At 60.9% G+C, this 24,195-nt stretch carries 24 protein-coding genes; 12 read left to right on the top strand and 12 right to left on the bottom strand.

Annotated elements, in window-relative coordinates; genetic code table 11:
• Positions 1-161: 161 nt before the first annotated feature.
• The 11 genes from CVV65_RS15575 to CVV65_RS15530 all read left to right on the top strand — a co-directional run bounded on the left by CVV65_RS15575 (position 162) and on the right by CVV65_RS15530 (position 10,986).
• Positions 162-911: a hypothetical protein gene (locus CVV65_RS15575; RefSeq protein ID WP_100668922.1), complete on the top strand. Its 750-nt coding sequence runs from the start codon at positions 162-164 to the stop codon at positions 909-911.
• A gap of 195 nt (positions 912-1,106) precedes the next feature.
• Positions 1,107-2,594: an S-layer homology domain-containing protein gene (locus tag CVV65_RS15570; protein ID WP_100668921.1), complete on the top strand. Its 1,488-nt coding sequence runs from the start codon at positions 1,107-1,109 to the stop codon at positions 2,592-2,594.
• 517 nt (positions 2,595-3,111) lie between these two features.
• Positions 3,112-3,750, top strand: a complete 639-nt coding sequence (locus CVV65_RS17245; RefSeq protein ID WP_232796654.1) for a hypothetical protein — start codon at positions 3,112-3,114, stop codon at positions 3,748-3,750.
• Positions 3,747-4,490 (top strand): zinc ribbon domain-containing protein, encoded by a 744-nt coding sequence (locus CVV65_RS17240; protein WP_232796653.1) that lies wholly within the window; start codon positions 3,747-3,749, stop codon positions 4,488-4,490. The genes CVV65_RS17245 and CVV65_RS17240 overlap by 4 nt, the downstream gene beginning before the upstream one ends.
• Positions 4,491-4,787: 297 nt before the next feature.
• A complete protein-coding gene (bshA, locus tag CVV65_RS15560; protein ID WP_100668920.1) occupies positions 4,788-5,945 on the top strand; it encodes an N-acetyl-alpha-D-glucosaminyl L-malate synthase BshA in 1,158 nt (385 codons plus the stop codon).
• Between the two features lie 314 nt (positions 5,946-6,259).
• Positions 6,260-6,991 carry an ABC transporter ATP-binding protein gene (locus tag CVV65_RS15555; RefSeq protein ID WP_100668919.1) on the top strand — a complete coding sequence of 244 codons (732 nt, stop codon included), beginning with the start codon at positions 6,260-6,262 and terminating at the stop codon, positions 6,989-6,991.
• Positions 6,988-8,184, top strand: a complete 1,197-nt coding sequence (locus CVV65_RS15550) for an ABC transporter permease (RefSeq protein ID WP_100668918.1) — start codon at positions 6,988-6,990, stop codon at positions 8,182-8,184. Before CVV65_RS15555 ends, CVV65_RS15550 begins: the two co-directional genes overlap by 4 nt.
• Positions 8,185-8,308: 124 nt before the next feature.
• Positions 8,309-9,580: an ArnT family glycosyltransferase gene (locus CVV65_RS15545; protein WP_157935562.1), complete on the top strand. Its 1,272-nt coding sequence runs from the start codon at positions 8,309-8,311 to the stop codon at positions 9,578-9,580.
• On the top strand, positions 9,546-10,265 hold the full coding sequence (locus CVV65_RS15540; protein WP_232796652.1) for a glycosyltransferase family 2 protein: 720 nt from the start codon (positions 9,546-9,548) through the stop codon (positions 10,263-10,265). Before CVV65_RS15545 ends, CVV65_RS15540 begins: the two co-directional genes overlap by 35 nt.
• Positions 10,266-10,282: 17 nt before the next feature.
• Positions 10,283-10,645: a DUF2304 domain-containing protein gene (locus tag CVV65_RS15535; RefSeq protein ID WP_013077033.1), complete on the top strand. Its 363-nt coding sequence runs from the start codon at positions 10,283-10,285 to the stop codon at positions 10,643-10,645.
• Complete coding sequence (locus tag CVV65_RS15530) at positions 10,642-10,986, top strand: EamA family transporter (RefSeq protein ID WP_100668915.1); 345 nt, start codon at positions 10,642-10,644, stop codon at positions 10,984-10,986. The genes CVV65_RS15535 and CVV65_RS15530 overlap by 4 nt, the downstream gene beginning before the upstream one ends.
• A gap of 34 nt (positions 10,987-11,020) precedes the next feature.
• Here CVV65_RS15530 and CVV65_RS15525 read toward each other — a convergent pair whose 3' ends face one another.
• Genes CVV65_RS15525 through CVV65_RS15510 form a run of 4 tightly spaced genes read right to left on the bottom strand, consistent with a single transcriptional unit; the run spans position 11,021 to position 15,013 of the window.
• Positions 11,021-11,992 (bottom strand): hypothetical protein, encoded by a 972-nt coding sequence (locus CVV65_RS15525; RefSeq protein ID WP_100668914.1) that lies wholly within the window; start codon positions 11,990-11,992, stop codon positions 11,021-11,023.
• Positions 11,989-13,185, bottom strand: a complete 1,197-nt coding sequence (locus CVV65_RS15520; protein WP_100668913.1) for a M42 family metallopeptidase — start codon at positions 13,183-13,185, stop codon at positions 11,989-11,991. Before CVV65_RS15520 ends, CVV65_RS15525 begins: the two co-directional genes overlap by 4 nt.
• On the bottom strand, positions 13,167-14,246 hold the full coding sequence (locus CVV65_RS15515) for a M42 family metallopeptidase (RefSeq protein WP_100668912.1): 1,080 nt from the start codon (positions 14,244-14,246) through the stop codon (positions 13,167-13,169). Before CVV65_RS15515 ends, CVV65_RS15520 begins: the two co-directional genes overlap by 19 nt.
• Positions 14,243-15,013, bottom strand: coding sequence for an SOS response-associated peptidase (locus CVV65_RS15510; RefSeq protein ID WP_100668911.1), 771 nt, complete (start codon positions 15,011-15,013; stop codon positions 14,243-14,245). The genes CVV65_RS15515 and CVV65_RS15510 overlap by 4 nt, the downstream gene beginning before the upstream one ends.
• A gap of 274 nt (positions 15,014-15,287) precedes the next feature.
• Between CVV65_RS15510 and CVV65_RS15505 the strand changes: the two genes are divergently transcribed.
• The gene (locus CVV65_RS15505) at positions 15,288-16,004 is read left to right on the top strand and encodes an EAL domain-containing protein (protein WP_157935561.1); all 717 of its coding nucleotides are present in this window, start codon (positions 15,288-15,290) and stop codon (positions 16,002-16,004) included.
• Between the two features lie 152 nt (positions 16,005-16,156).
• Here CVV65_RS15505 and CVV65_RS15500 read toward each other — a convergent pair whose 3' ends face one another.
• The 8 genes from CVV65_RS15500 to CVV65_RS15465 form a co-directional block, all read right to left on the bottom strand.
• Positions 16,157-17,074, bottom strand: a complete 918-nt coding sequence (locus CVV65_RS15500; RefSeq protein WP_100668909.1) for a dermokine domain-containing protein — start codon at positions 17,072-17,074, stop codon at positions 16,157-16,159.
• A 10-nt stretch (positions 17,075-17,084) separates the two neighbouring features.
• The gene (locus tag CVV65_RS15495; protein ID WP_100668908.1) at positions 17,085-17,930 is read right to left on the bottom strand and encodes a PilN domain-containing protein; all 846 of its coding nucleotides are present in this window, start codon (positions 17,928-17,930) and stop codon (positions 17,085-17,087) included.
• A complete protein-coding gene (pilM, locus tag CVV65_RS15490; RefSeq protein WP_100668907.1) occupies positions 17,920-19,158 on the bottom strand; it encodes a type IV pilus biogenesis protein PilM in 1,239 nt (412 codons plus the stop codon). The genes CVV65_RS15495 and pilM overlap by 11 nt, the downstream gene beginning before the upstream one ends.
• A 100-nt stretch (positions 19,159-19,258) precedes the next feature.
• A complete protein-coding gene (locus CVV65_RS15485; RefSeq protein WP_100668906.1) occupies positions 19,259-20,809 on the bottom strand; it encodes a hypothetical protein in 1,551 nt (516 codons plus the stop codon).
• A gap of 167 nt (positions 20,810-20,976) precedes the next feature.
• Positions 20,977-22,392, bottom strand: a complete 1,416-nt coding sequence (locus CVV65_RS17010) for a hypothetical protein (protein WP_100668905.1) — start codon at positions 22,390-22,392, stop codon at positions 20,977-20,979.
• 11 nt (positions 22,393-22,403) lie between these two features.
• Entirely contained in the window at positions 22,404-22,865 is a 462-nt protein-coding gene (locus CVV65_RS15475) for a hypothetical protein (RefSeq protein ID WP_100668904.1), read from the bottom strand.
• Positions 22,866-22,890: 25 nt separating this feature from the next.
• On the bottom strand, positions 22,891-23,361 hold the full coding sequence (locus CVV65_RS15470; RefSeq protein WP_133121332.1) for a hypothetical protein: 471 nt from the start codon (positions 23,359-23,361) through the stop codon (positions 22,891-22,893).
• A gap of 17 nt (positions 23,362-23,378) precedes the next feature.
• Positions 23,379-24,158, bottom strand: coding sequence for a prepilin peptidase (locus CVV65_RS15465; protein WP_100668902.1), 780 nt, complete (start codon positions 24,156-24,158; stop codon positions 23,379-23,381).
• Between the last annotated feature and the right edge of the window lie 37 nt (positions 24,159-24,195).

Below are 24,195 nucleotides of genomic sequence, written 5' to 3'. Positions count from 1 at the left end.
CGCCGGCGGCATCGATCCCGACGTGGGCGCCCAATATTTTCATCGATCTCCATAACATATCCATAATTGCTTGACCCGGTGTCCATATCCACCGGCTAGAATGAAAACGTGGCCGGGATACCGGCCTGCAAAAACCCCAAGCATCCAAGGAGGAGAAAACGATGAAAAAATCGCTTCTCTACAGTGCGTTGGCGTTGGCGGTGGCCGGAGGCGGGGCGGCGGCCGTCACTGCGGCTGCACCCTTCGCCGTGGCCGCGGCAGACACGGCGACGACCGCTTCCGGCAGCACCCAACCGGCTCAGGCGGAGCATCACCAGCCGTGGGGAGGTGTTCTGTCGACCGCGGCGCAGGTGCTCGGCGTCACGCCGCAACAACTGGCCCAGAATCTGCGGAGCGGCCAATCGATCGCCCAGGTGGCGCAAAGCAAGGGCGTCTCTGAGCAGCAGGTCATCGACGCCGTTGTGCAAAAGATCTCGGCGTCCATCGACCAGAAGGTCCAGTCCGGTAAATTGTCCCAGGACAAAGCGGCCCAGATGAAAGCCAATTTGTCCGCCCGCGTGAAGAACATCGTCGAACATGCCGGATCGTTGGAGGAAAAAGGGCATTCATTTGCCCGAGGCGGTATCGCCGACGCCGCGTCCATCCTCGGCATGACGCCTCAAGACTTGCTCGCGCAGCTTAAAACCGGCAAGTCCATTGCCGACGTGGCCCAGAGCAAAGGGATGAGCGAGGCGCAATTGATCGACGCGCTCATGAACAAAGAGAAGGACGCACTGACGAAGTTTGTCGAGCACAAGTGGGATGGGAACAAAGCGGAGGGAACGGCAGGCTCCGGCGAGGATTCCCAGGCGCCCGCAGCTTCTTCGAACTCCGGTTCATCGGCCGGTACCACAACCTCGTCGACGATGTGACGGCGTCACAGGCAACAAAGCTGACGTGGATTGCGCATGAATCTTTGACCTCCCCCGGGGTTTGAACGGCGATTCGCCCCCCTGCGGATATTCTGAAACCTACACCGGTGAAGGGCGGGGGCTCTGTGCCCCCCTCCTTCCCGTTTTCATAGATGGGTCGAGCAAAGATTCAAGAGCAGAGAGGAGGTTGTCGGCGTGAATGTCTTGGTCCTGGGGCGACGCACAGTGTTCTCTGTGTTCACCATTGTGTCGATGTTGGTCGCTATGTTGCCGACCATGGCTTTCGCGGCGGTTCCGTCGGATATTTCCGGCCACTGGGCGGAGCCCCAGATTGCGGACTGGGTGAATAAAGGATTGATCAAAGGGTACCCGGACGGCACCTTTAAACCGGACAACAATATTTCCCGCGCTGAATTCATGGCTTTGGTCAACGGTGCTTTCGGATTTACGGCAAAGTCGGACATTGCCTACATAGACGTTCCGAATCATGCCTGGTTTTACGATGTGGTGGCCGAAGCGAAGGCCGCCGGATACATCAACGGGTATGACGACGGGACGATGAGACCGAACAGTCCCATTACCCGGGCCGAGGCGGCGGCGATCATCATGCAGGTGAAGAAGCTGACGGCGGATCCCGCGGCTGCGGACAAATTCACCGACGGGTCGGCGATTCCCTCTTGGAGCAAAGGGGCGATCGGCGCCGTTGCAGATGCGCAGATCATGAACGGCTATCCCGACGGGACGTTCCGCCCGGAGAGTCCGATCACCCGGGCGGAGGCGGTGGTGGCTCTGGATAAAGCGATGGCGGCGGCCGGTCAGTCGGGGAACGGGGGAACCTCGACGTTATCCGTGATCACGGCTTCGCTTGCCGCGGCCACGGTGGGGAGCGACTACTCGGCAAGCTTGCAGGCGAGCGGGGGTATGGCGCCCTACAGTTGGTCGCTCGTCGGCGGCAGTCTACCCGATGGGCTTACCCTGACCACCGACGGGACGATCAGCGGGACGCCGACCACAGCGGGCACGAGCACGTTCACGGTGCAGGTGATGGACAGTTCGGGCACGCCGCAGAGCGCGACGGCGGATCTCAGCATCACGGTGGATCCGGCCGCCCAGGCGCTGTCCATCAACACGCAGTCGCTGCCGAACGGCACGGTGGGGAGCGACTATGCGGCGAGTCTCGATGCGAGCGGGGGGACGTCGCCGTATACCTGGACTGTGGTGAACGGGTCGCTGCCTGATGGACTGACCTTGTCCAACGACGGGACGATCAGCGGGACACCGACCACAGCGGGCACGAGCACGTTCACGGTGCAGGTGACGGACAGTTCGGGCACGCCGCAGAGCGCGACGGCGGATCTCAGCATCACGGTGGATCCGGCCGCCCAGGCGCTGTCCATCAACACGCAGTCGCTGCCGAACGGCACGGTGGGGAGCGACTATGCGGCGAGTCTCGATGCGAGCGGGGGGACGTCACCGTATACCTGGACTGTGGTGAACGGGTCGCTGCCTGATGGACTGACCTTGTCCACCGACGGGACGATCAGCGGGACACCGACCACAGCGGACACCGTGACGTTCACGGTGCAGGCGACGGACAGCTCCGATCCTCCGCAAACGGCGACGGCCTCCTTGGGAATCACCGTGGATCCCGCCCCGGCGACGAGCGGCAACAGCGGCAGCTAGTCGGGAGTGCCGGACCGATCTTCGGGGACTGGCCCGCCGGGATGGGGCGGGGTCACACACGGGCCCGGGAGTTTTCCCGGGCCCTTTTTAGAGCCCGTTTTTCTTAACCGGTTGTTCGTGCCTCTCCGGGGAGGGTGTCGGTCGGCGCCGAGCCGCCGCACATTGTGGCCATTCTGTGCGTTCCGGGACAAACGGTTGATCGTCTCCCGGCGAACCGGTACAATAGATCTTGGAAATGCAGCCCCCTCAATGTGAAGCCATTTCAATCCATCTACAGTCATCGCCCGCACGGAGTAAAGTCGAGTCAAGACGAGTGATCCTCAGCGCGGAGCGTGCCCATCTTTGCGGTGTTTCTTTCGTTTTCTCTCATCTTTCGGCCTTTCCGTGTTCCTTGAGAAACCGGCCGCCGCATCCTCCCCATTTTAATGGGGGGTCAAGGCGGCCAAATCCTGAATCCTTGGAAACGTTTGTTTGTAACTCCTTCTATGGTACAATTAAACCATGGAAGGTGAAGAGAATGCCCTTGCTTAAAAATATAATCTCAACCAAACAGCGTATGAGAAGATTTATCACCGGCTCTCCGGAGATGATCCGCCGGACAGAAGAAATCTACCGGGCCGTCTTGGGGTTTTACCTGGGCGTGATCCATGACAATTTTGACAAACTGCCCGGGTGGGACCGGAATTCCGGAACAAGGGCGCTGGAAAAACTGACGGTCCGGACAGAGCCGCGCATGAACAGGAAAACCGGGAAACCATTCGGCGGCAATCCCAACCCGCCTTACCCGATTGATGCCGTCTGGCCGAAGTTTCCCGCATATTTGCGCCGGGCGATTATCTCCAAGGCGATCGGGATGGCGAAGAGCTGGCATTCCAACTACCAGCGGTGGCTCAGAAAAAAAGAAAGGATACAGGACAGAAACGAAAGACGTGTTGCCGAAGGCAAAAAACCAATCCTTTTCGACGAACACCCGCCGAAGTATCCGGCGGTGGGCAATGTGGGTATCACCTTTTACAAAGGCGACTTCAAGAATCTTTCGCTCAAAACCAACACGATTCAGCTAAAAGTCTGGGAAGCGACTGGCGGTTCATCACCGTGGAAGTGGAACCCACCAGTCATTCGAGGAAGCTCCATCTGGATGATTCTTGGGAGATGATGGTACCCACCGTTTATGAAAAAGAGGGTATCTTTTATCTGGTGACCGCCTTCGAGAAGAAGTCCAACGTGATGAAGTTTGCCGACTACTACCGGTCCAAGAACCCGAAGGTACTGGCCGCAGACCTGAACTTGGGCCGCAAGAACCGGGCGGTGTGCGCCTTGGTGGGGAAGGACGGTACGGTTCACAAAGTCAGGCACATCGGCCTGACGGCGTGTAACACGACGAATGTCCACCACCTGCTGGGGCTCATTGCTCGGAACGTGAGCGGCCTGGGAATCGTCCCAAAAGGACATCGGCCCTGCAAGAAGCTCTGGCGGAAGGTTCATGCGGCAAACGACAATTACGCCCACCACCTGAGCAAACGCCTGGTTGACCTTGCTGTGGAGTGGGATGCACGGGTCATTGTGTTCGAGAACTTGAAACACTTCAGGCCGGACAGAAACAGGCACGGTTCGACGAGGATGCGCCAGAGGGTGGGTTACTGGTTGCACCGGAGAGTCATGAAGTACACCGCGTACAAAGCAAAAGCACGGGGAATTTTGGTTGCTCTTATCTCTCCGAAGGACACCAGCACCCGGTGTTCGCTGTGCGGCTCGCTGGATACTTTAAGGGCCGGCAACATCTTGGCGTGTAGGAACTGCGGCACCGTTCACAACAGCCACGTGAATGCCGCCATTAACATCGGCATGGCCTGGTTCATCCGGGAGGAAAAGCGGTTTCGCCAGAAAACCGCCTAACCGTGTTGCGAAAGCCTGCGACTCCCGAAAGGGAGGGGTCGCCTGCGGGACGAGGTTCCCGGCAGGTGTCCGGGAATCCAGGAACCCGTCCAGCCTAAGGGGTCAGGAAAGCCTGGGTGGCAGCCCCGCTGCCGGATGCCGAGGCTTCTCCCGTGCCTATGGATGGATGCTCCCCACTTCAGTGGGGGGAGGATTCACAGTTTCGATGGTGATCGACGACAGCATCCACCGACTGTTGATTGCGGCATGAGTCGAACGTTGGTTTCGGACAAGACTCAACAGTCAGGAGTGAGGGGAATGAGAATCGCCATTGCCTGTCATTCGGGGCTGGGCGGCTCGGGTGCACTGGCGGTGGAACTCGCCAGGAGCTTGGCGCACAAAGGGCATGAAGTCCACGTGATTTCGGATGGTGTCCCTTTCCGGTTCGTGCGGCCCCATGAAAGGATGTTTCTTCACGTCGTGGAGCTTCCGCACCACCACGTGTTTCGCTATCCGCCGTTTGAGATGGCCTTGGCCGGGACGATGGCCGAGTTGATGAAGAAATATTTTTTCGATATCCTCCATGTTCATTATGTGGTCCCCTTTGCGATCAGCGCTTATCTCGCTCGGCAAATGGTCCCGGAGCACCCGGTGCCCGTCGTCACGACGCTGCACGGGACGGACATCACTCAGCTGAGCCGGGAGAAGGCCCTGTTTGCCCCCATTCGCCTGGGGCTTGAGAAAAGCGATGCCGTAACGGCGGTTTCGGCCAGTTTGGCGGAAGAGGCGATGCGGATCTTCTCCTTGAAAAAAGATATCACCGTGATTCATAACTATGTTGATGTTTCCCGATATATCCGACAGGAAGTGACAGAGCTGCGACGGCAGTATGCCGATCCGGATGAACCTCTATTGATGCATATTTCGAATTTTCGACCGGTAAAAAGGGTGCCGGATGTGGTGCGGGTGTTCGCCGGGGTCCGCCGCCGGCGCCGGGCCAAACTCGCCCTGGTGGGAGAAGGGCCGGGGGTGCCGGAGATACGCGCCTTAGTGAGGGAACTCGGGTTGGAAGAAGACGTGCATTTTCTCGGTAAGCAATCGGATGTGGAGACGGTGCTTTCCATGGCGGACGTCCTGCTCTTGCCTTCGGAACAAGAGGGTTTCGGGTTGGTGGCCGTTGAAGCCATGGCCTGCGAAACGCCGGTGGTGGCGAGCCGGGCAGGGGGACTTCCGGAGGTGGTCGTCCACGGAGAAACGGGTTTCCTGGCCGAGGTGGGGGATGTGTCGGCGATGGCGGATTATGTCAATCGGCTGCTCGACGACCCGGCCCTTCACCGGGATTTTGCGGCCAAGGGGCGGGATCGCGTCGAACGGTATTTTTCCTGCACCCATCAGGTGCAAAGATATGAAGAGTTGTACAGGCAGATTTTGGATGCCCAGGGGGCGGATGTCACGGATGCCGAACAGGCCGGCTGACCGGGCCGGCCTCGATAAGGCCGCAGATGTATCACTGCATGCCGGGTGTGTCTCGTTGCCGGAAAAGCCCCTTGTCGCTATTGGAAAATCTCGCTTAACCGGATAGTTAAATTTTCAAAGCACATCGACCGCAGGGTATCGTTTTTTCCGTAAACTTTGGGTTGATCCACTTCCTCCGTATTTACCAAGCCTTCACTTTTGTTTTACCACGCGCAGGGCCTTCTTTGGTACAATGATCGCGCAATCTTTGCCCCAATGAGTGGGCCAGAACACCCGGGAGCGGGAGTGGGCCGGGTGGGCGTGGGAGGTTTTGGATGATCGAGCTTCGGAGTGTGACGAAACGGTTCAAGCAAGTGACTGCTCTTCACGACGTGTCTTTTGATGTTCAGCGGGGTGAAGTGGTGGGGTTGATCGGGGAGAACGGCGCCGGCAAAACCACGACCCTTCGGCTGATCGCCACGGTGTTGCGCCCGACGGCCGGTTCGATCCGAGTGGCCGGGCTGGACACGGTCCGGCATCCCCGGGAGGTCAGGCGCAAAGTCGGGCTTCTCTTCGGCGGAGAAACGGGACTGTACGACCGGCTTACGGCCCGGGAGAACATCGCGTACTTCGGCCGGTTGTTTGGTCTTGATGACGGGGAGATTCACCGGCGCACCGAGGCTTTGGCCGAGCGGTTTGCGATGACGGAATATCTCGACCGGCGGGTGGGGGGATTCTCGAAGGGAATGCGGCAGAAAACGGTGATCGCCCGTTCGTTGATCCACCAGCCCGAGGTGGTGCTGCTGGACGAGCCCACTTCGGGGCTAGACATCACCTCCGCTGCTGCGATTCGGCAGCTGATCCGGGATTTTCAGAAAGAGGGCCGGACCGTGATTTTCTCCAGCCACATTTCGGGCGAAGTGGAGCGGCTGTGCGACCGCGTGTTGATTTTGCGCCGGGGTGGGCTGGAATTCGCTGGATCTATCGCCGAATTGTACCGTCGCACGGGGACGGAAGATCTGGATGCGGCTTTCGTCCGGGCGGCTGAAGGGGGGCTTGGTCGATGATCGGCGTGATCCTGCGAAAAGAGCTGCTCGATCTGTTCCGGGACCGCAAGACATGGATGGCCGCGGTGATTCTCCCCATCGTCCTGTGGCCGGCGCTGATCCTTTTGATGGTGAATCTTCAGGTCCAATCGGAGAATCAGGCCCGGCAGAACGTCCCCATCGCGATCCAGGGGCATCAGAGCCGGGTGGAGGAGGCCCTGTGGGCGGATGGCCACATCCAGATTGTGCAGCCTGCAGATCCTCTCGGGGCGTTGCGGGCCGGGGATGTGCGGGCGATTGTGCGGATCGACGATCAGTTTGACAACAAAATCGCCCACCGGCAAACGGCGACGGTGACGGTGGTGTATAACGCTTCGAACTCGAATTCCCAGGCGGCCTACGATCTGGTCAACCAGCGGCTTCAGGCTCTCAGGAAGCACCTGGAAGCGGAGCGGTTGTGGAGTTTGGGGTTGACCGAGCAGGCGGTGACACCCTTGGCGATCACCGGTGAGGACGCTTCGACTCAGGGACAGAAGGCCGGAAGTTTGCTGGGGTTTATCATCCCCCTCATGCTCATTCTGTCGACGGCCACCGGGGCGATGCCGGCGGCCACCGATTTTATGGCGGGGGAAAAAGAGCGGGGAACGTTGGAGGCGCTTCTCACCACGCCGGCGTCCGCCCGGTCGATTCTGCTGGGGAAAATGGCGGCCACGGCGGTGATGGGGGCATTTTCCGGGGTGATTTCGGTGGTCGTGATGATGGTGACGTTCTCCCGGCTTCCCGCCGCTGCGGGAGCGGCTGCGGGAACGGCGGGGGAGTTTGCCCGGTCGATTCTCACCGTGCTGACCCCGGGATTGGCGGTGGTGATGCTGATGATGATTCTGCTGGTGGCCCTGCTTTTTGCCGCGCTGATGTTGACGGTGAGTTCGTATGCCAAATCTTTTAAAGAGTCCCAGACTTATATGACGCCCTTTGTGCTCGTGGCGGCGGTGGCGGGGTATATGGTGATGTTTGCCGCGCCGGATGCATTGCCTGGCTGGTATTTTGTTGTGCCCTTCGTGAATGTGGCGGCTCTCATGAAGGAGTTGCTGTACGGGATTATGAACGCCGGGCACGCCGCTCTGGTGATCGGGAGCCTGGCGGTGTACACCGCCGGGGCGGTGGCCTTGTCGGCAGCGGCCTTCGGCCGGGAATCGTTGGTGGTGCGGGGGTGAGCCCGGGGTGGGGCCAGTGGGCCCGCCCCGGCCTCTTGTGGTGCGGCTCGGGAAGATCCAATCTTCGACACACGGCCATGGTATAATGGGCTCCGAACCGTCGATGATTCGAGGAGAGGGTGGTATGCCTGAGGGTACGCGATTCCGAAATACGGCTCTGGAGAGCCTCGTTCTCGGATTGATCTTATTGGCTGCCCTGGTGGTCCGGGCGTACTACATTCATACGGTGCCACAACCGCCCCTGTTTACCGATGCGAAGAATTATGACGAGACGGCGCTCCGCCTGCTTCATACCGGGGTCTTCAGTTACTGGGGGAATGGCCCCGATGCCTACGTCACCCCCGGATATCCGTTGTTTTTGGCCTTGGTGTACACGATCGCCGATTGGATCGGCGGGAATCGGCTCATGGATGCCCGGTATGCCCAGGCCCTGTTGTCGGTGGTCACGCTCCTTTGGATGTACCTGACTGTGCGCCGGCTCCAGGGGAGGGTGGCCGCTTTGCTCGCCGTCGTGCTCGGCGCGGTATATGTCAGCATGATTTGGGCGCCGGCGGCCATTCTCACCGAGACATTGTTCAACTTCTTTTTCGTTCTCTACCTGTACGTATTTTTGATCGCCATGCAGAAAGACGATTGGCGGTGGAGCGGCCTTGGCGGCGCCGTCCTCGGGTTGACGGCGCTGGTGCGGCCGACGCCGGCTCCCCTTGTGGTTCTGCTGCCGCTTTTGTATCATGGGCTGGTGGAGCGGAGGAGGCACATGTGGCGCCATCTCGGCGTTGCACTGGTGGCCTTTGCCATGGTGATGGCGCCGTGGTGGCTGAGAAATTTGCATACGTTTGGCCATCTGATCCTGTTCGCCACCGAGAGCGGCGATCCGATGTTCGCCGGCACCGATCCGTATTTTCGATTGGGGGACAAGCTGTACCAGACCGTCCCTCCCGGGGCGGATTTGACCCAGATGGCCAAGCAGCGCATCGTGGAGGGATTCACCCACGAACCCGTCTTGTACCTCCAATGGTTTACAACAGGAAAATGGTGGTATCTCTTTCGTCGACCCTGGGGATGGAATGAAAGTGAGGCGCTGATTACCGGGCATTTTTGGGAAGGCATGGATTCGCTGCACCTGCCCATCGTTTACGCCGGGTGGGCTTCGGTACTGCTCACGCCCTGGTGGCGGAACTTGCGGGTTCTTTCGTTCGTCCTGCTTATTCTCACCGGGATCCAACTGCTTTTTTTGCCCTTGGCCCGTTACGCGTTTCCCATGATGCCCATTCTAATCATGATGGCCTCGGTGGCGGTGATTCGCCTGCTCGGGCTCGTTTTTCGCCTTCGACGGCGGGGGGAAAAGGGTGACGTGCAAGATGCCGAAAGTCTTGGTGATTATCCCAGCTTATAACGAGGAAAAAACGGTTGGCCAGGTGGTCCGCCGGGCACTCGGTGCCCTGGAAGGCGTGGATGTGCTGGTGGTGGACGACGGTTCTCGGGATGCCACGGCGGATGTGGCGAGGAGGGCCGGGGCCCGGGTGTTGCGCTTGCCCTTTAACCTGGGGATCGGGGGGGCCATGCAGACGGGGTATCGCTACGCTTGGCGCCACGGCTACGACGTCGCGGTTCAGGTGGACGCCGACGGTCAGCACAACCCGGAAGACTTGCCGCAATTGCTCCGGGAGCTGTGGAGGGGGCGGGCGGATCTGATCGTCGGATCCCGGTATGTGGAGGAAACGGGGTATCGTTCCTCCCGGGCCCGGCGGGCGGGGATGATCGTGCTGGCCCGTCTGGTGAGCGGCATTCTCCATCAGGCGGTTTATGACACCACCAGCGGGTATCGGGTGGTGAACCGGGAGGGGATTCGCCTCTTTGCCGAGCAGTATCCCGCCGATTATCCGGAAGTGGAGGCCTTGGTACTGGCCCATTATCACGGGCTTTGTATCCGGGAAGTGGCGGTGAAGATGGAGGAGCGGAAAGCGGGGCGGTCTTCCATCACGCCGCTCCGGTCGGCCTATTATATGATCAAAGTGATTCTCGCCCTCATGATGAACGTTCTCCGCCGGCCCCGCCTGTCCCGGGAAAATCACGGTTGATCGAGGGGGCTGCGGGGATGGATGTCTATCAATTGGCCATTTTGTTTTCCGTCGGGTTTATCTTGATTGTGCTGGATTTGGTCCGTCGCCGGCGACTGAAGGAGAAATATTCGCTCCTTTGGATTTTTGTCGGGCTGTTGATGCTCGTGCTCTCGACCTTTCGATCCGCCATCGAACATATGGCGGCGTTTTTCCACGTGTATTACGCGCCTTCACTGTTATTCTTGGTCGGCCTCGTGTTTTGTTTTTCCCTGATCCTTCATGTGACGGTGGTTTTGTCCCGGCTGGAGGACCGGGTGGTGCGCCTGGCCCAGGAGGCGGCCATCCTGAGGGAGGAAATTGAACAGAAAGCCGTTGCCGAACGGGGGAACAAAGGGTGATCTACCTGCTGTTACTCTTCAATATCGTTTTATTGGTGGCCGGGCAGGTGTGTTTTAAAATCGGCCTGGGCCAGGTGGGCGGCCTTCATTTGAACAATGTGGCGGAGACGTTTTTCTCCCCCTGGATCCTCCTCGGTTTACTTCTCTATGTGGCGGCCACGGTGGCCTGGTTCGCCGTCCTCTCCCGGTTGTCCCTGAGCATCGCCTATCCCCTCCAGAGTTTGTCCTATGTCCTCGGGGTCCTGGCGGCGGCGTGGATTTTTCACGAGGCCGTGTCGCCGGTTCGCTGGCTCGGGGTGTTGGTGATTCTCGTGGGCGTGGCTCTGATCGCTCAGTCGTAGGGGGCAGGGCCCCGTGCGGCCCTGCGCCTCAGCCTCAGGTCTCCAGGGCCGCCCGCAGAAGATCCAGGGCTGCCTGGAGGTCGGTCAACTGCAGGAATCCCAGGCTTCCCCGGGTCTTGTAAACGGGGATGTCGATGCCGCCCACGAGAAGCCCGGATTCGCTCATCGCCAGGATTCCTCCGTCGGACGTGGCCTCGGGTGTGACGCCCGCTTGGTGGGGAATCCCCCGGGTTTCGGCCAGGTCCCACAGGCGCTGTTTCATCTCCGGCCGCACCACCAAAGACCGGTCCATGGCCCGGATCACCGGACCACCGCCGACCCGGAGGCCGCCCTTTGAGCTTCCTGGCGCCGCGTTGACGGCGGCCGTGCCGATGTCCAGAGCCCAGTCGAAAGCTTCCTCAAAGGCTGCGAGCCGCCCGGCCCGGGCTCCCACCGAGCGCTGGGCGCTGAACAGCAGGGTCACATCGTAGCGACCGCCCGCGAGCTGGTCCGCCAAAGCCGCGAGGACGATGGTTCCGGCCCGCCACGGAAGATTTGCGCCTACGGCGATCTCCCCGAGGATCTCTACCCGGGGGTCGATCACCCCCGGTTCACCAATGCCCACCGTTCCGGAAATGGGCACGACGAACAACGAGTGCCAATCGACGGCCTCGCCCTCGCCCTTGACCTCGGCGTCCACCAAGCCCGTGGCTCCGCTTTGAAAGCGGATTTTTTGGCCGGGCAGGTCCCGGGGCTGAATCGGCCCGATGGGTGCGATGCGCACCCGGCCATCGCCGTCGACGTGGGTGGCCAGGATGCCCGGTTGATCGAGGCCGGCGACGAGAAGGACCCGGCCTTTGGCCCCCGGGGTCCAAGTCCGGGCCAGGACATTGCCAAAAGGGTCCGTTTCACAGCGGTCGAGTTTTCCTCCCACCGCGCCCGTGACCCAGCGGCGAATCCCTTCTTCGAATCCGGCGGGGCCAAAGGCAGATGACGCTTCGGCGGTCATGCGGTTCCAGTCGGTCATGGTTCTTTCTCTCCTTCCTCCTCGGCGGCGGTGTTGTTTCCCTCTCGGCCCTCTCCAGAGGTCTGAGGGGGTTCTGGGCCCGGGCGGCCCGGGTGCGGGGGTACACCTGGGGACGGCCCGTTGCCCGGTGCAACCGGCGGATAAACCCGGTTTGCGAGTCGCAGCCCATCCAGCCGGTCCGGGTGGTTTTCCAGATCCCGAAGCAGGGCCTCGGTCAGGGCGATGGTGTTGGCGTAATCCGACAGGTCCACAATCTGCGCCGGACTGTGGATGTAGCGCACCGGCACCGAGATGGCTCCGGTGGGGATGCCCCGGCGGGTCAGGTGGATCGCTCCGGCGTCATTGGCCCCGGCCCCCGAGCGTCGCCACTGGTACGGGATTCCCCGGGCGTCGGCTACTTCCGCCATCCACCGGATGAGAGATTGGGGAGGGATGGTGGCGCGGTCGAGGAGGCTGATGGCCGGCCCTCGTCCCTGGACGGTTACGCTGTCCTCGTCCCGGGCGTCGGGAACATCAAAACAAAGGGTGCCTTCGATCACGAAGGCGAGGTCGGGATTGACGCGATAAGCGGCGGGGCCGGCCCCCCGCAGGCCAATTTCCTCCTGGACGGTGAAGACAAAGGTGGTCGGAAGCTGAAAAGACCGTTTCGCCAGTTCGGCGAGGACCGCACACCCCACCCGGTCATCGAAGGCTTTGCCTTTGGCTTTGCCCTGCCCGATCTGTTCGTACTCTGTGGCGAATACCGCGTAGTCGCCGATGTGCACCCGGCCCGATGCTTGATCGGCGTCCTTGGCGCCGATGTCGATGTACAGATCCTCAATGGCGATGGGTCGTTTGCGTTCTTCGGGTTTTTGCAAATGCACGGCCTTGGAGCCGATCACCCCCGGGAGGCCGGCGGGGCCCACCCGAACGGCTTTGGACACCAGCACCCGCTCGTCGATACCGCCGATGGCCCGGAATCGAAGGGTGCCCTCGTCATCGATGCGGACGATCATCAGGGCGACTTCGTCCATGTGGGCGGCCAACATCACCCGGGGACCTCCCTGTTCGGGACCGGTTTCCACGAATAAATTTCCCAGGGCATCGGTGTACATCCGCCGGGCGTGGGGGCGCAGCTCTTCGATGAGAACGTGTCTCACTTGGTCTTCAAACCCCGAGGGTCCCGGCGTTTCGCTCAAACGTCGAAGAAACACGAAAATCCCTCCACAACATCGCGGTTCAGGCCCTTCAGCCATCCCGCCAAGAGTTGTCCCGTACGGCGGATGTCTTGATACTGCACCGTCTCCACCGAGGTATGCATGTATCGGATCGGGATCCCCAGGGCGGCGGTGGGTATCCCTTCCCGGCACAGCTGCATCACTCGGGCGTCGGTCCCCGTGGCCCCCTGAGCGACGAGAATTTGATGGGGCAAGCCCGCGGCCTGGGTCGCGGCGGTGAGGGACCGGAACAGGGCCGGGTGGATGTTGGGGCCAAATTGAATCGCCGGGCCGTCCCCCATGCCCATCGTGCGCTCCGTCGACACCCCCGGGGACCGGGCGTGGCACACATCCACCGCCACAGCCAGATCCGGCCGGATCTGATAAGCCGCCGTCGCTGCCCCCCGAACTCCGACTTCTTCCTGCACCGTGGCGGCAAAAACCACGTCAACTTGGAGCGGATGAGAAGACAACTGGGCGATGCATTCGAAGACGGCCGCCACCGAGGCTCGATTGTCCACAGATTTTGCGGCGATGCGGTCGTCCAGAAGCCGCTGGGGGTGGCGGCGGATCGTCACCGGGTCCCCGGGCCGGACCCACTCCCGCACCTCCGATTCCGGCAGCCCGAGGTCGATGAACAGCCGATCTATGCCCGCCGCTTCTTTGCGCTCCTCGGGGGTGCTGAGGTGGGGTGGTTTGCTGCCGATGACTCCCGGAAAGGGCCGGCGCCCGTGAACCGTCACCTCGGCGGAGGGCAAGGTCCGCGGGTCCACGCCCCCGACGGGGACGAAGCGGAGGAAGCCCCCAGCTTCGATGTGCGAGACCATGAGGCCGATTTCATCCATGTGGGCGGTGATGAGGACGGTGGGGGGCCCGCCATCGCCGGCAGATGAGGCGGGCCGCCGGGCGAGGAGATTTCCCAGGGCATCTCGCTGCACGGTGAGTCCCGCCGCACTGAACCGCTCGCTGATCCACTCCGCGACGACGTCTTCGTGGCCGGAGGGACCATCGAGGGCCAGCAGCTGCAGAAAAGACTCGATTCCTTGCCAGTTTTTCACGTGCCTGTCCCTCCTTCCGGCATTGGCGTCCCTTCCGGTGGCGATTCTTCTCCATGTGGCGTCCCGGCGGACGACGGAGCCCCGTTCCGGCCCTTGGCGGCGGCCGGTTCGATGCAGCGCGGGTCGTCTACGCCGGCCGAGTTGACCAGGCGGGACACCTCATAGGCCTCGAAATCCTCGCCGGGCGGCCGGCGAAGCTGCCGGAGGAGGGCTTCGGGATCCTTGAGGCCGGGATCCAGCCACGGCTGTTCCAACTCCCGGGGGACGATGACGGGCATGCGGTCGTGGATGGACGCCAGAGAGGGCGCGGCGGCGGTGGTGAGAATCGTACAGGTGTGCAAGATTTTGCCCTCTGTGCCTTTCCAGGTTTCCCATAGGCCGGCAAACGCAAACACTTCCCGGGAGCGAAGGGTGCAGCGCATGGGGATTTTGCCGCCGGCCGTGGATTTCCATTCATAAAATCCGTCGGCGGGGATGAGGCAGCGGCGGTGGCGGATGGCTTCGCGAAAAGCGGGCTTGGTTGCGGCAGTCTCGATCCGGGCGTTGATCATCCGGTTCCCGATGGAGGGGTCTTTCGCCCAAGGGGGCACGAGCCCCCAGCGGAGATATCCGCCCCGGCGGACGCGTCCGTCGGAGATGATCGCCAGCACCGGCTGGGACGGGGCGATGTTATACCGGGGGGTGTACGTAAAATCTCCGGCGGTTTGGAAGCCGAACCGCTCGAACACCACTTGAAAATCGACGGTCAGGGTGTATCGTCCGCACATGAGGGTCACCTCGCTACGACCCATGATAGCAGGTTTGGGGGATGGCTGCATGCGGGGCTCACCCGTTCATCGGCGGCGGTCGCGTCACCGCCCTGACCCCGGAACCCGTCATGTCCGGGCAGGTCCGGAGGTTGCGGTGTCAGCGGGGGTGCTGAAGGACATTTTGATCCGGCTGCCGAATCTGTAAAGTAAGCTGTAAAAACCGACCCAGCTCCTCCGGGCGGTGCTGAGACAAACGGATTTCTTTATTTACTCAATGGCAGGAATGAATGAGGTGGGGGAGATCTTCCCGGGAAGAGTCGATTTTTTGCGTTTTCTCACCGATGTCCATTTTGCCTACCAACCCATCGTCCGGATGACCGACCATCGGAAGATAGGCTGCGAACTCCTCGTGCGCGGTCCCCTCGTAAAGGCACTGCGGGATCCGGAACACCTCTTTGCTCATGCACATACGCTGGATATTCTGCTGGAAACCGATTACTTGATCTTTCTCCAGGCCATGGCCCACCGTCCCCGCCGGGACCGCGCTTTCATCAACATCCTCGCACCGACGGTGGAGCGATTCGCCCTTCGCATTTATGAAGAGTTCGAGGATCTTGATCTGGACTACCTCGTTCTGGAACTGACCAACCGCCTGCCGCCCTCGGGGTGGACCGAGCTTGCCGAGATTTTTGAACCGCTGCGGGCCCGGGGTCTGTCTTTGGCTTTGGACGATGTGGGAGTAAGGCCGGCTGACATGGAAGCGGCCGCCCTTCTCCAACCGGATTTTATGAAAATTGACGTATCGTGCGTGGAACGTGTTGGGGCGGGTGAAGCCGGGCGCCACAAAGTGGAGCGCATCTGCCGGATGGCCGAGCGGATCGGGGCCCAGGTTGTGGCCAAGGGCGTGGAAACCGAGGAGCACGCCCGGATCCTGGCGGACCTGGGCGTGAGTCTGGGCCAGGGGTTTTTGTTTGGTAAACCGGAGGAACGGCGCATTGTGTATTATTGAGCGGGGGCCGGTTCGGGCGCTCCATGGAATGAAGGCCGGACACATCCCCGGGAGGACTCGGGGTTTGCCACCGCCAAGGCTTGCTGCAGCCATGGGAATGCGAGAAAAAAGAGGGTTACCCTGGATTTGGGTTTCCCTCTGGCCCTTTCCTCTCACGGCCCGAACGCTTCCGGATTACCTGCGGGTTGGATCGGGAACGGCCATGGCGTCTCGGCAACTGCGCGGCTGTCCCACGGGGCGTGGGAGTACAGCGTCAGTGTGAGCTGGAGTCTCGCCGGGCCGGATCCCGCTCCGACCGCGCCGCCTCCGGACCGAGTCCCCCCCTGGCCAAAATCGAGAGTATACTCGGTGATCCACACCAAACGGGGCATGGCCGTCAGCTCGTTCAGAAATGCCAGCAGGTTGGACCCTGTCCCCTCGGCGTCGACCGCGAGGGTCAGACTGTGGACGCCGGGCAGGGCGGCGGGCGGATTCCCCTCTTTTCCCTTGGTGGCCCCGGCATTTCCCTCCGCAGGAGCGGCCTGCCCCGACGCATTCCCCGAAGTCGTTCCTTTTGCCGCTGAACCTGTGGTGCTTCCGGCGGTCGATCCACTGGGCGTCGAAGGCACACCCGACGGCTGGGTGTTACCGTTTGGAGTTGACGCCGGGCGGTTTGCCGTATTTCCCGAGGCGGATGGAACGGAGGCGCTTCCAGAACCGTTGTTGCCAGAGGGTTGAAATCCCCCCGGATCTGGGGTGGGCGGGTTTGGGGTCACGCTGGTGATATGGACCCCCCAAGTCTTGGCTGCGTTGGTGAGATCGGCAAAAAAGCGCGCCATGTCCCAATTGGTCGGAATCTCCCGGGCGGGCAAAGACAGATCCGGGGCCGGCACGGGCCGGGCAACTTTTTGTTGCAACGCCTGCATCTGATCTTGCGCGTCCTTGAGACGGGCGGCCGCGGTCCGGGCCTCCCGGGTGGCGGAAAACGAGATATAGCCGAGAACCCCAAAGGTCACCAACAGGGCCGCGGAGATTACAATGAGCCAGCGATGAAAGGGATTAAGGGCTTGAAACTTTCTGGTGAATGTCATCGTTCTCCTCCTACCGTCCCAAGGTGACGCTAAAATCAAGAATGTACACCGCTAGTTGCGGTATTGTTTGGCCCGGAACCGACCCGGCCCCCTGAGTGTTCGCCCCATCCCCGGGTTGTGCGGCTCCGGAATCCTGCGGTTCAGGGAGAGGGCCCTCCGAAGCCTTGGCCACCCCGGGGCTCCAGGGCAGAAGGGAGGCCAGCCGCGCCAACCAAGTTTGGGGCGGGTCGCCCGAAGTCGGAAGGCTCGGAACAAAGCTTGTGGACCCGGGAGTGGGCCGCGATCCGCCTGATGATGGGACCGCTGGGGTTGGCCCTCCCGTGGGCGGTGTGGTGGACGGAACTCCCCCGGTCGGCATCGGCGGCACCGTTATCCCGACGGCCGCCGTCTGGCGAGCGACCGATTTGACCGTGACCGTAGCCACTTGAGCGTCGTTCTGGAGCGCCCGCAGATAGGTGGCCACCGATTCCAGATCAGGCAGTGATGCCTTTACCTCGTAGTTCGCTCCTCCCGTGTACTGCACGCTCAACAGTTCACTGCGGCCGGGCAGCAGGCTGGAGAGGAGATGTACCTCGGATTGAAAATCCGGTCGGGACGCGGCCCATTTTTGCAGGGCGTCGATCTGCCGGGTCAGCGTTTCCCTGCGCTGCTGTTCGGCCGCTTGGCGCTGCAGGGCGGGAAGGCGCGCCTCCAAATCCCGGTAACCGGCCTCGGTAGTCCTGGTTTGGACGACGGAACTGATCCACGTTCCGGCGGCCCAGAGATTGGCGATGGCCAACAGGCCGGCGGTTCCGGTGAGGACGGCCGTCCAAAGCGGGTGAACCGGCTCGGGTTTCGGTAAGAGATCAATCTTCATCCGGCACCATCCCCCTCAAGGCCGCCCCGAGGGCCGGCAGGTCGACGGGATTCCCGCTGGAATCCCGGGGTGTTTCTAACACTTCGACGGGCAGCGCCAGATGGGTGGACAGGCCCGCCGAAATTGCTTCGGCGTGGGGCACGTACCCCGCCAGCCACAGCCGGGTGACAGCGAGATCCTCCTGGCGCAAAGTGTACTGCAAAAACGAAAACAGTCGGTCAATCTGATACTGCAGATCGGCGGCGAAGGCGCTCAAGTTCGCTCCGGGCCGGCCCATGGCCATCCACGTGCCGGGGGCGGCAAGGCCGGTCCGCGCCGGGGCCGGTTCGATTCCAGAGCCTGTCGCCGATCCCGTCTCCCGCGCCCCGGGCTCGGCCTCCGGGTTCATGCTGCCTTCCTGCACCCCTGTCCCTCGGGTCTCGGCCGCAGCCCCGGCGGTGCCCACGGCCACTTCGGCTTGGGTCGGGGCCCCGGCGGCAGCGAATGTCGCCAGATCCGGCTGTCCCGGCACTCCCGATCCGCCCTGGAGTTCTTCGATCTCGGCGGGGCTGTATTCCAGGGGGTTGAGGTCCAACCAGCGGCTCAACAGCAACTGCCCTTTCACATAGAAATGCACGTCCACGGCGTCAGGGCCAAAATGCACCAGAAGCGTCCCCTGGTTGACAGTCTTTCCGAGGTTGCGCAGGACCCGCAAACTGGCCAGTCCCTTCACTTCGACAGCCCCCAAGGGAGTCTTCATCCGCCGGAAAACCTGTTCTAGTCGGTGCACCAATTCTCCGGGCGCCGCCGCCAACAGGACCGGCACGCCCTCCTCTAGGCTTTCATGGCCGTCGGGGTTCGGGAAACCCGGGGGATAATAGTCAAAATCAAACACCGGATCTGCGAAAGGCAGGTGGAGCTCATGGGAAAGTTGGAACTGGATCAGATTCCGCGCCTGCTTTCGACCGGTCCGGGGCAGCGTCACCGTGCGGAGCACCACCGCCGATGTCGGCAGGCACAGGGTTGGTCGGCCCGTCGCCAGGCCGGCATCCGTCAGCCGGCTGCGAAACAGATCGGTAAAGGCTATAATGTCCTTCACCCACCCGTTCTCGTACACTTGCGCCGGGAACGGGATGAGCACATGACCCACCACCGGAAACGGCCCTCGCCCGTCCACCCGGACCACCTCGACGACATGTTCGTGAAAACTCACCCCGACCCCCGAAGGGCCCATCAAAGAAAACCGCATCGGAATCCTCTCTTCTCTATGGAATGAGCCTTCTTATCTGGTTATTTGTCTCGTGAAACCGTCCGCCGTTAACCCGGGCCGACGCGACCCTCCCCTACCTTTACTCGGTGTGACGCTCCACGATCACCGGTTGGGGGATGTAGAGCTCCGGCCGCCGGCTTGGGTCGAAGTCGGCCATGAGGTCTGTGTCCTGGTAGTTGATCTTGATAGCGTTCAGGAAATGGAATTTGATTTGTTTCGCGGCGACACCGCCGTGTAATCCCATGAAAGCGCCACCGAACGTCACAGTTCCGTTGGGTGCGTAGATGTAACCGGTCACGCGATCCGGAGGAATGACATTCTGTAGAAGCCGCAGAATCCATTGCAATATGTACGAAATCTGGCTCAAGAGATCAATATCGATATGGATCCCCAAAAGGCCTAAAACGACGGACAGAATCCCATTGAGGATGTCTTCAATGATACGAAGTAACCAACCGATTATCTTGGAAAGATCACCCAGGACATTCTTCAAGACGTTGGGGATTTGATCCACGCCGATTAATACGTCCTTTTTGGCGACATAAATGGTGCGCTGAGCACTGTCCCCTTGTAAACCGATCAGATGAAGGTTGCCCTCCGAGATTATCGTTTTGGCACGCGGATTCCCGATCACGAACAGGTCAAGATTGGGATCTGTAAAATAAACGGTATCGGAAGCGATCCAAATGGGCCGCCACGACAGCAACTTCAAAATGGCTTGAACCCAGTCGAGGCCCGAAAGATCGGCCAAGAAACTTGGGAGATACACCGACCATGGGCCGATGCTCAGAAGAATACCGCGGATCTGCGCGTTGATCGTTTGTACATCCCCTGCTGCTCTTTTCTTCAGGCTCGCCACCATCTGCTCGTAAGTCGGATAAGCCAGTGGTGCCTCTAGCCGCGTAACTGGAACCCGGGAAGGGACATTTTGGAGATCCTGCCGGCCCTGAATCGGCGAGTTCGGACCCAATTCCACGGCCAAGGAGTTGGTCTGCAGTATCGGTGGAAGGGCCCGGCTATTACCCCAGCGAATGTCTGAGTTTGAATAGATACGTCCGTTGATGGTCAAATCCGGGTACAGGTTGACGAGATCCCGATCAAATTGAATTCCCCATCCGTCTTTCGACAACGCCGCCAATGCGTACCCAAAGAGCCCGCCCAAAAACTGCAAATCCACCGTGGCCACGATGGTCTTGCTGACATGGTCCGCGATCCCGGTAGACCGCACCTGGATCAGATGGGGATACGGCGGCACCTGGTTCGCCGACACCGGTTGCCCGTCCTCCCGCATATAGGTGGCCGTGACGGAGACACCCGGCTCGTTGACGGCATGCCGGTCGATCCAACCGCCGAGACTTCCCGGGTCATACGGGAAATCCGAGGACCTGTCGGCCGCCTGTTGCAATGCCGCCATGAATCGTTCGAGACCCGCCTCGGCCAGGCTGTAGGCCTGCTGCTGTCGTGCGGTGAGGCCGGTCTGCCGGGATTCGGCCAGCACCATCGTGCTCACCGCGGCGAGCAAGGTGAGCAGGATGACTGCCACCAACAGCACTGCCACCAAGGTAAACCCCGCCTGTTGGCGGCTCGTCCGCTGCCGGGTGTTTCGTTCTCCGATGCGTTTTGCAACCATGGCGACTCACCTCACGATCCATTGCAGCCGGGGCAAAGCGTGTGACCAAAGTCGAACTGTCCTGATTCCGGGTGCGCTGAACGGAATCCCTCGAACCCACCGATTGATCGCTGCGGGGTCGTACCGACTCGCAGACCGCGACCGTGTTCCGACCCGGACCGCTCCGATTACTCCGTGTGCCTTTCAATAACCACCGGCCGGGGGACGTACCACGGGATTTTTTGATCCAAGCCGTCCGTACTTTGTTGCAAGGAAGCCGACAGCCATCCCAAACCCAGAAAATGTATAGAGTCAAATACAATACGTTGCCCGATGATGGCCCCGATCAGCTGAAAAGAATGATCTCCACGGGCCGTCACAGTGCCGTTTGGTGCAAAGATATAACCAGGAATGATGCCCCCGGGGACCAACTTCGGCAGTCGAATGTCATTTCCATGGTGCAGAAGGTCCAGCAGACTCTGGATGAAGACATCGAAGGCAACCCCCAGGCTCTCCAAAAAGTCTGTGTCGAGTAGAACGTCCTTTTTTGCCACGTATAACGGCGGCGACGTCCCGTCGATAAACGCGTACACCGTGAGCTCCCCGTTCACCACCACCGTCTTGTGGGAAGGATTCCCGAGTACGATCACATCGGCATCGGGATCACTGAACATGAGAACCGGTTTACCCGGGTCGATGGGCGATATCTGGACGGACCCTCCGGTTTGGCAGAGATCCCACCACCCGCCCCACAGATCTTGAAACAAATAATGCGTTCCGCTGGATGCAAAGGTTTGGATGTTCCCGTTCCCATTTCCAGTCTGAAGGGCTGTCACTACGTCATCGAAGGATGGTAGGGCGAGCGGCGTGGTGAGCTTGCGAACCGTTATGCGATTGGGAAACCATCGTTCCGTACCCTTCAACGGCGAGTCCGGCCCAAGATCCAGGGTGCCGTTTTGGATCGTCAGAGCCGAAGGGATTTTCTGATTCGAATTGGTAACGGCCAGATCGGCATCCGTATAAATGGATCCGTACAGACTCAGCGACATATTTGCATCGAACTGAATCCCCGTGCCCGTTTGTGCCGTGGCAGCCAGCACATATCGAAAAATGTTACCGAGGTACTGAAGGTCCACGGTGGCGACGATGGTTTTCTGAACCCCTTGCGCGGTCCCGGTTGACCGGACCCGAATCAAGTGCGGGTACGGCGGGGTGGTCGACATAACGACCGCTCCGTTCTCGTCGACGTACACGGCTTGTACAGTAACCCCGGGGCCCTGAATCCCCCGAGCTTGAACCCACCCCGCCAGTGTCCCTGAATCATACGGGAACTGGCTCAGATCCCCCTGAGCAGCCGTCTGCAGGGCTGCCATAAACCGCTCAAGTCCCGTCTCGGCCAGGTTGTACGCCTGTTGCTGGCGCGCTGTGAGTCCGGTCTGCTTTGATTCGGCCAGCACGAGGGTGCTCACTGCGGAGAGAAGCGTGAGCAGAATCACCGCCACCAGGAGTACCGCCACCAGGGTAAACCCATCGTGTCGACGCTGGCCCGGGTGTTTGCCGTTTCCGTGCTTGCCGCGTTTCGGTCCCATGTAGCTGTAGCGCACGGTGACTCACCTCACTGCCCGGGAGACGACGGGATTCGGGGCAGGACGGAGATGGAATCTCTAAACGTTTGTTTCCCTTGGCCCGCGCTCATGGTGATCGTGAACACCCGGCCGTTCGCTCCCGGAGCTTGGGACACCTGAAACTGGGTAATCGGCTGAAACGTGTAGGTTGCCGTTCCACTGCCGGTGGCCTTTACTACCGTTACCGTCAGCGTTTGCACCCCATCCCATGCGGCCGTCATCCTGTCCCCCGAGCCCTGGGTAGCGGTAAGTGAACGGCCGTCCTGGGTGCGACTGACATCGCGGCTGTCCCGAATAAACCCGAGGATCACCGTCTCCGCATTGCGCACCGTCTGTTGCAGATGTCCCTGGATCTCGATCGCCCGTTCAGTCGTCGTTGCGTACTGGCGAACCGCGAACATGACACTGAGGACCAGCAGAGCAACCACGATGGCTGCGGTGATCTCGACCAACGTGAAACCCTCGCGTCCTCGAATCCTACTGACTTGCCCGTGATTTGGCATGGTCGTACTTCCCGAAAAATGACGTGATCTGATAGGTCTGCAACTGTCCCCGGCTTTGCCACGTGGTGGTCACCGTGATCTCCCACCCTGGCGGGCCACTTTGCGCGTACCCGTACGTGACTGTGGTGTTCATATTGGGGGATGCGGCGAAACCATTCGATGCCAAGTCGCCGGGCTGGACCTGCTTGGATTGGGCGGAGGTGTCCAACTTGCCCTGGGCATACTGGTCCATCAGCCACGCCCGGGTGGCCTCTATGGCTCGTTCCGACTGGGAAACGGCCTGGCTTCGGGTTCCGTCCTGCCGAACCCCCACATAAGCTGTCGTAAAATACCCCATGATTCCGACAAGCAGCGCCGCGGCGATGGCGAGCGAGGCCAAGGCTTCCACGAGCGAGAATCCCAGGTCTCGTTCCGACGGTTGGTTGAAACACCGAGATCGTTTCACCGTCATCGCCCCCGATTTCACAAAAACAGGCCGAAGTATGCTTTCATCAAAGTATCGCCGTACAGCCACGACAACAATGCCCCTCCGGCCAAAAACGGGCCGAATGGAATCCGGCGTTGCTCCCCGAGGCGATCCATTCGTTGCAAGACCAGTCCAACCGCAAGACCCGCGAGCGAGGCCGCGAACAAAGTCAGGACTGTGCCTGTGAGGCCGCTGAACGCCCCCAGGCCAACCATGAGCTTCACATCCCCGAGCCCCATGCCTTCTTTGCCGAAGAGAAGCGGACTCAACCAGTAGAGAGCAAAAAGCATCCCCGCCCCCAGGGCTGCCCCGCCCAGATACCACCACCACGGTTCCGGTCCCATCCACAGTCTGGCTCCGATCACCATGATCGCCAACGGATAAGTCAGTTCATCAGGGAGAATCTGCCACTCCAGATCAATGGCCGACAATGCGATCAAAAAGCTTATGACCACCAGCCCCAACGCCGTCTCCAGCGACCAACCGTACCGCCACGCGGCCAACCCCCATAACCCACCGGTCAAGGCTTCGACCAGCGGATATCGCAGGGAAACCGGCGCCCCGCAGTCCCGGCACCGCCCCCGCAGCCACACCCAACTCACCACCGGGATCAGATCCCGTGGGCGAATCCGGGCACCGCAGCGGGGACAGCGGGACGGCGGAAACATCACCGACTCCCCCCGGGGAAACCGGTAGGCCACCACGTTGAGAAAGGAGCCGACAATAAGGCCCAGAATCGTAACGACTACGGCTAGCCAATCTCCCCGCGCTTCCATGCCTCGTATTATGGGACGAGTGAATGTTCATTACTGC

This window comes from Kyrpidia spormannii (assembly GCF_002804065.1).
Lineage (GTDB): Bacteria > Bacillota > Bacilli > Kyrpidiales > Kyrpidiaceae > Kyrpidia > Kyrpidia spormannii.
Note: the sequence above shows the minus strand (reverse complement) of the source record. Positions and strands in the feature narration are given on the sequence as shown.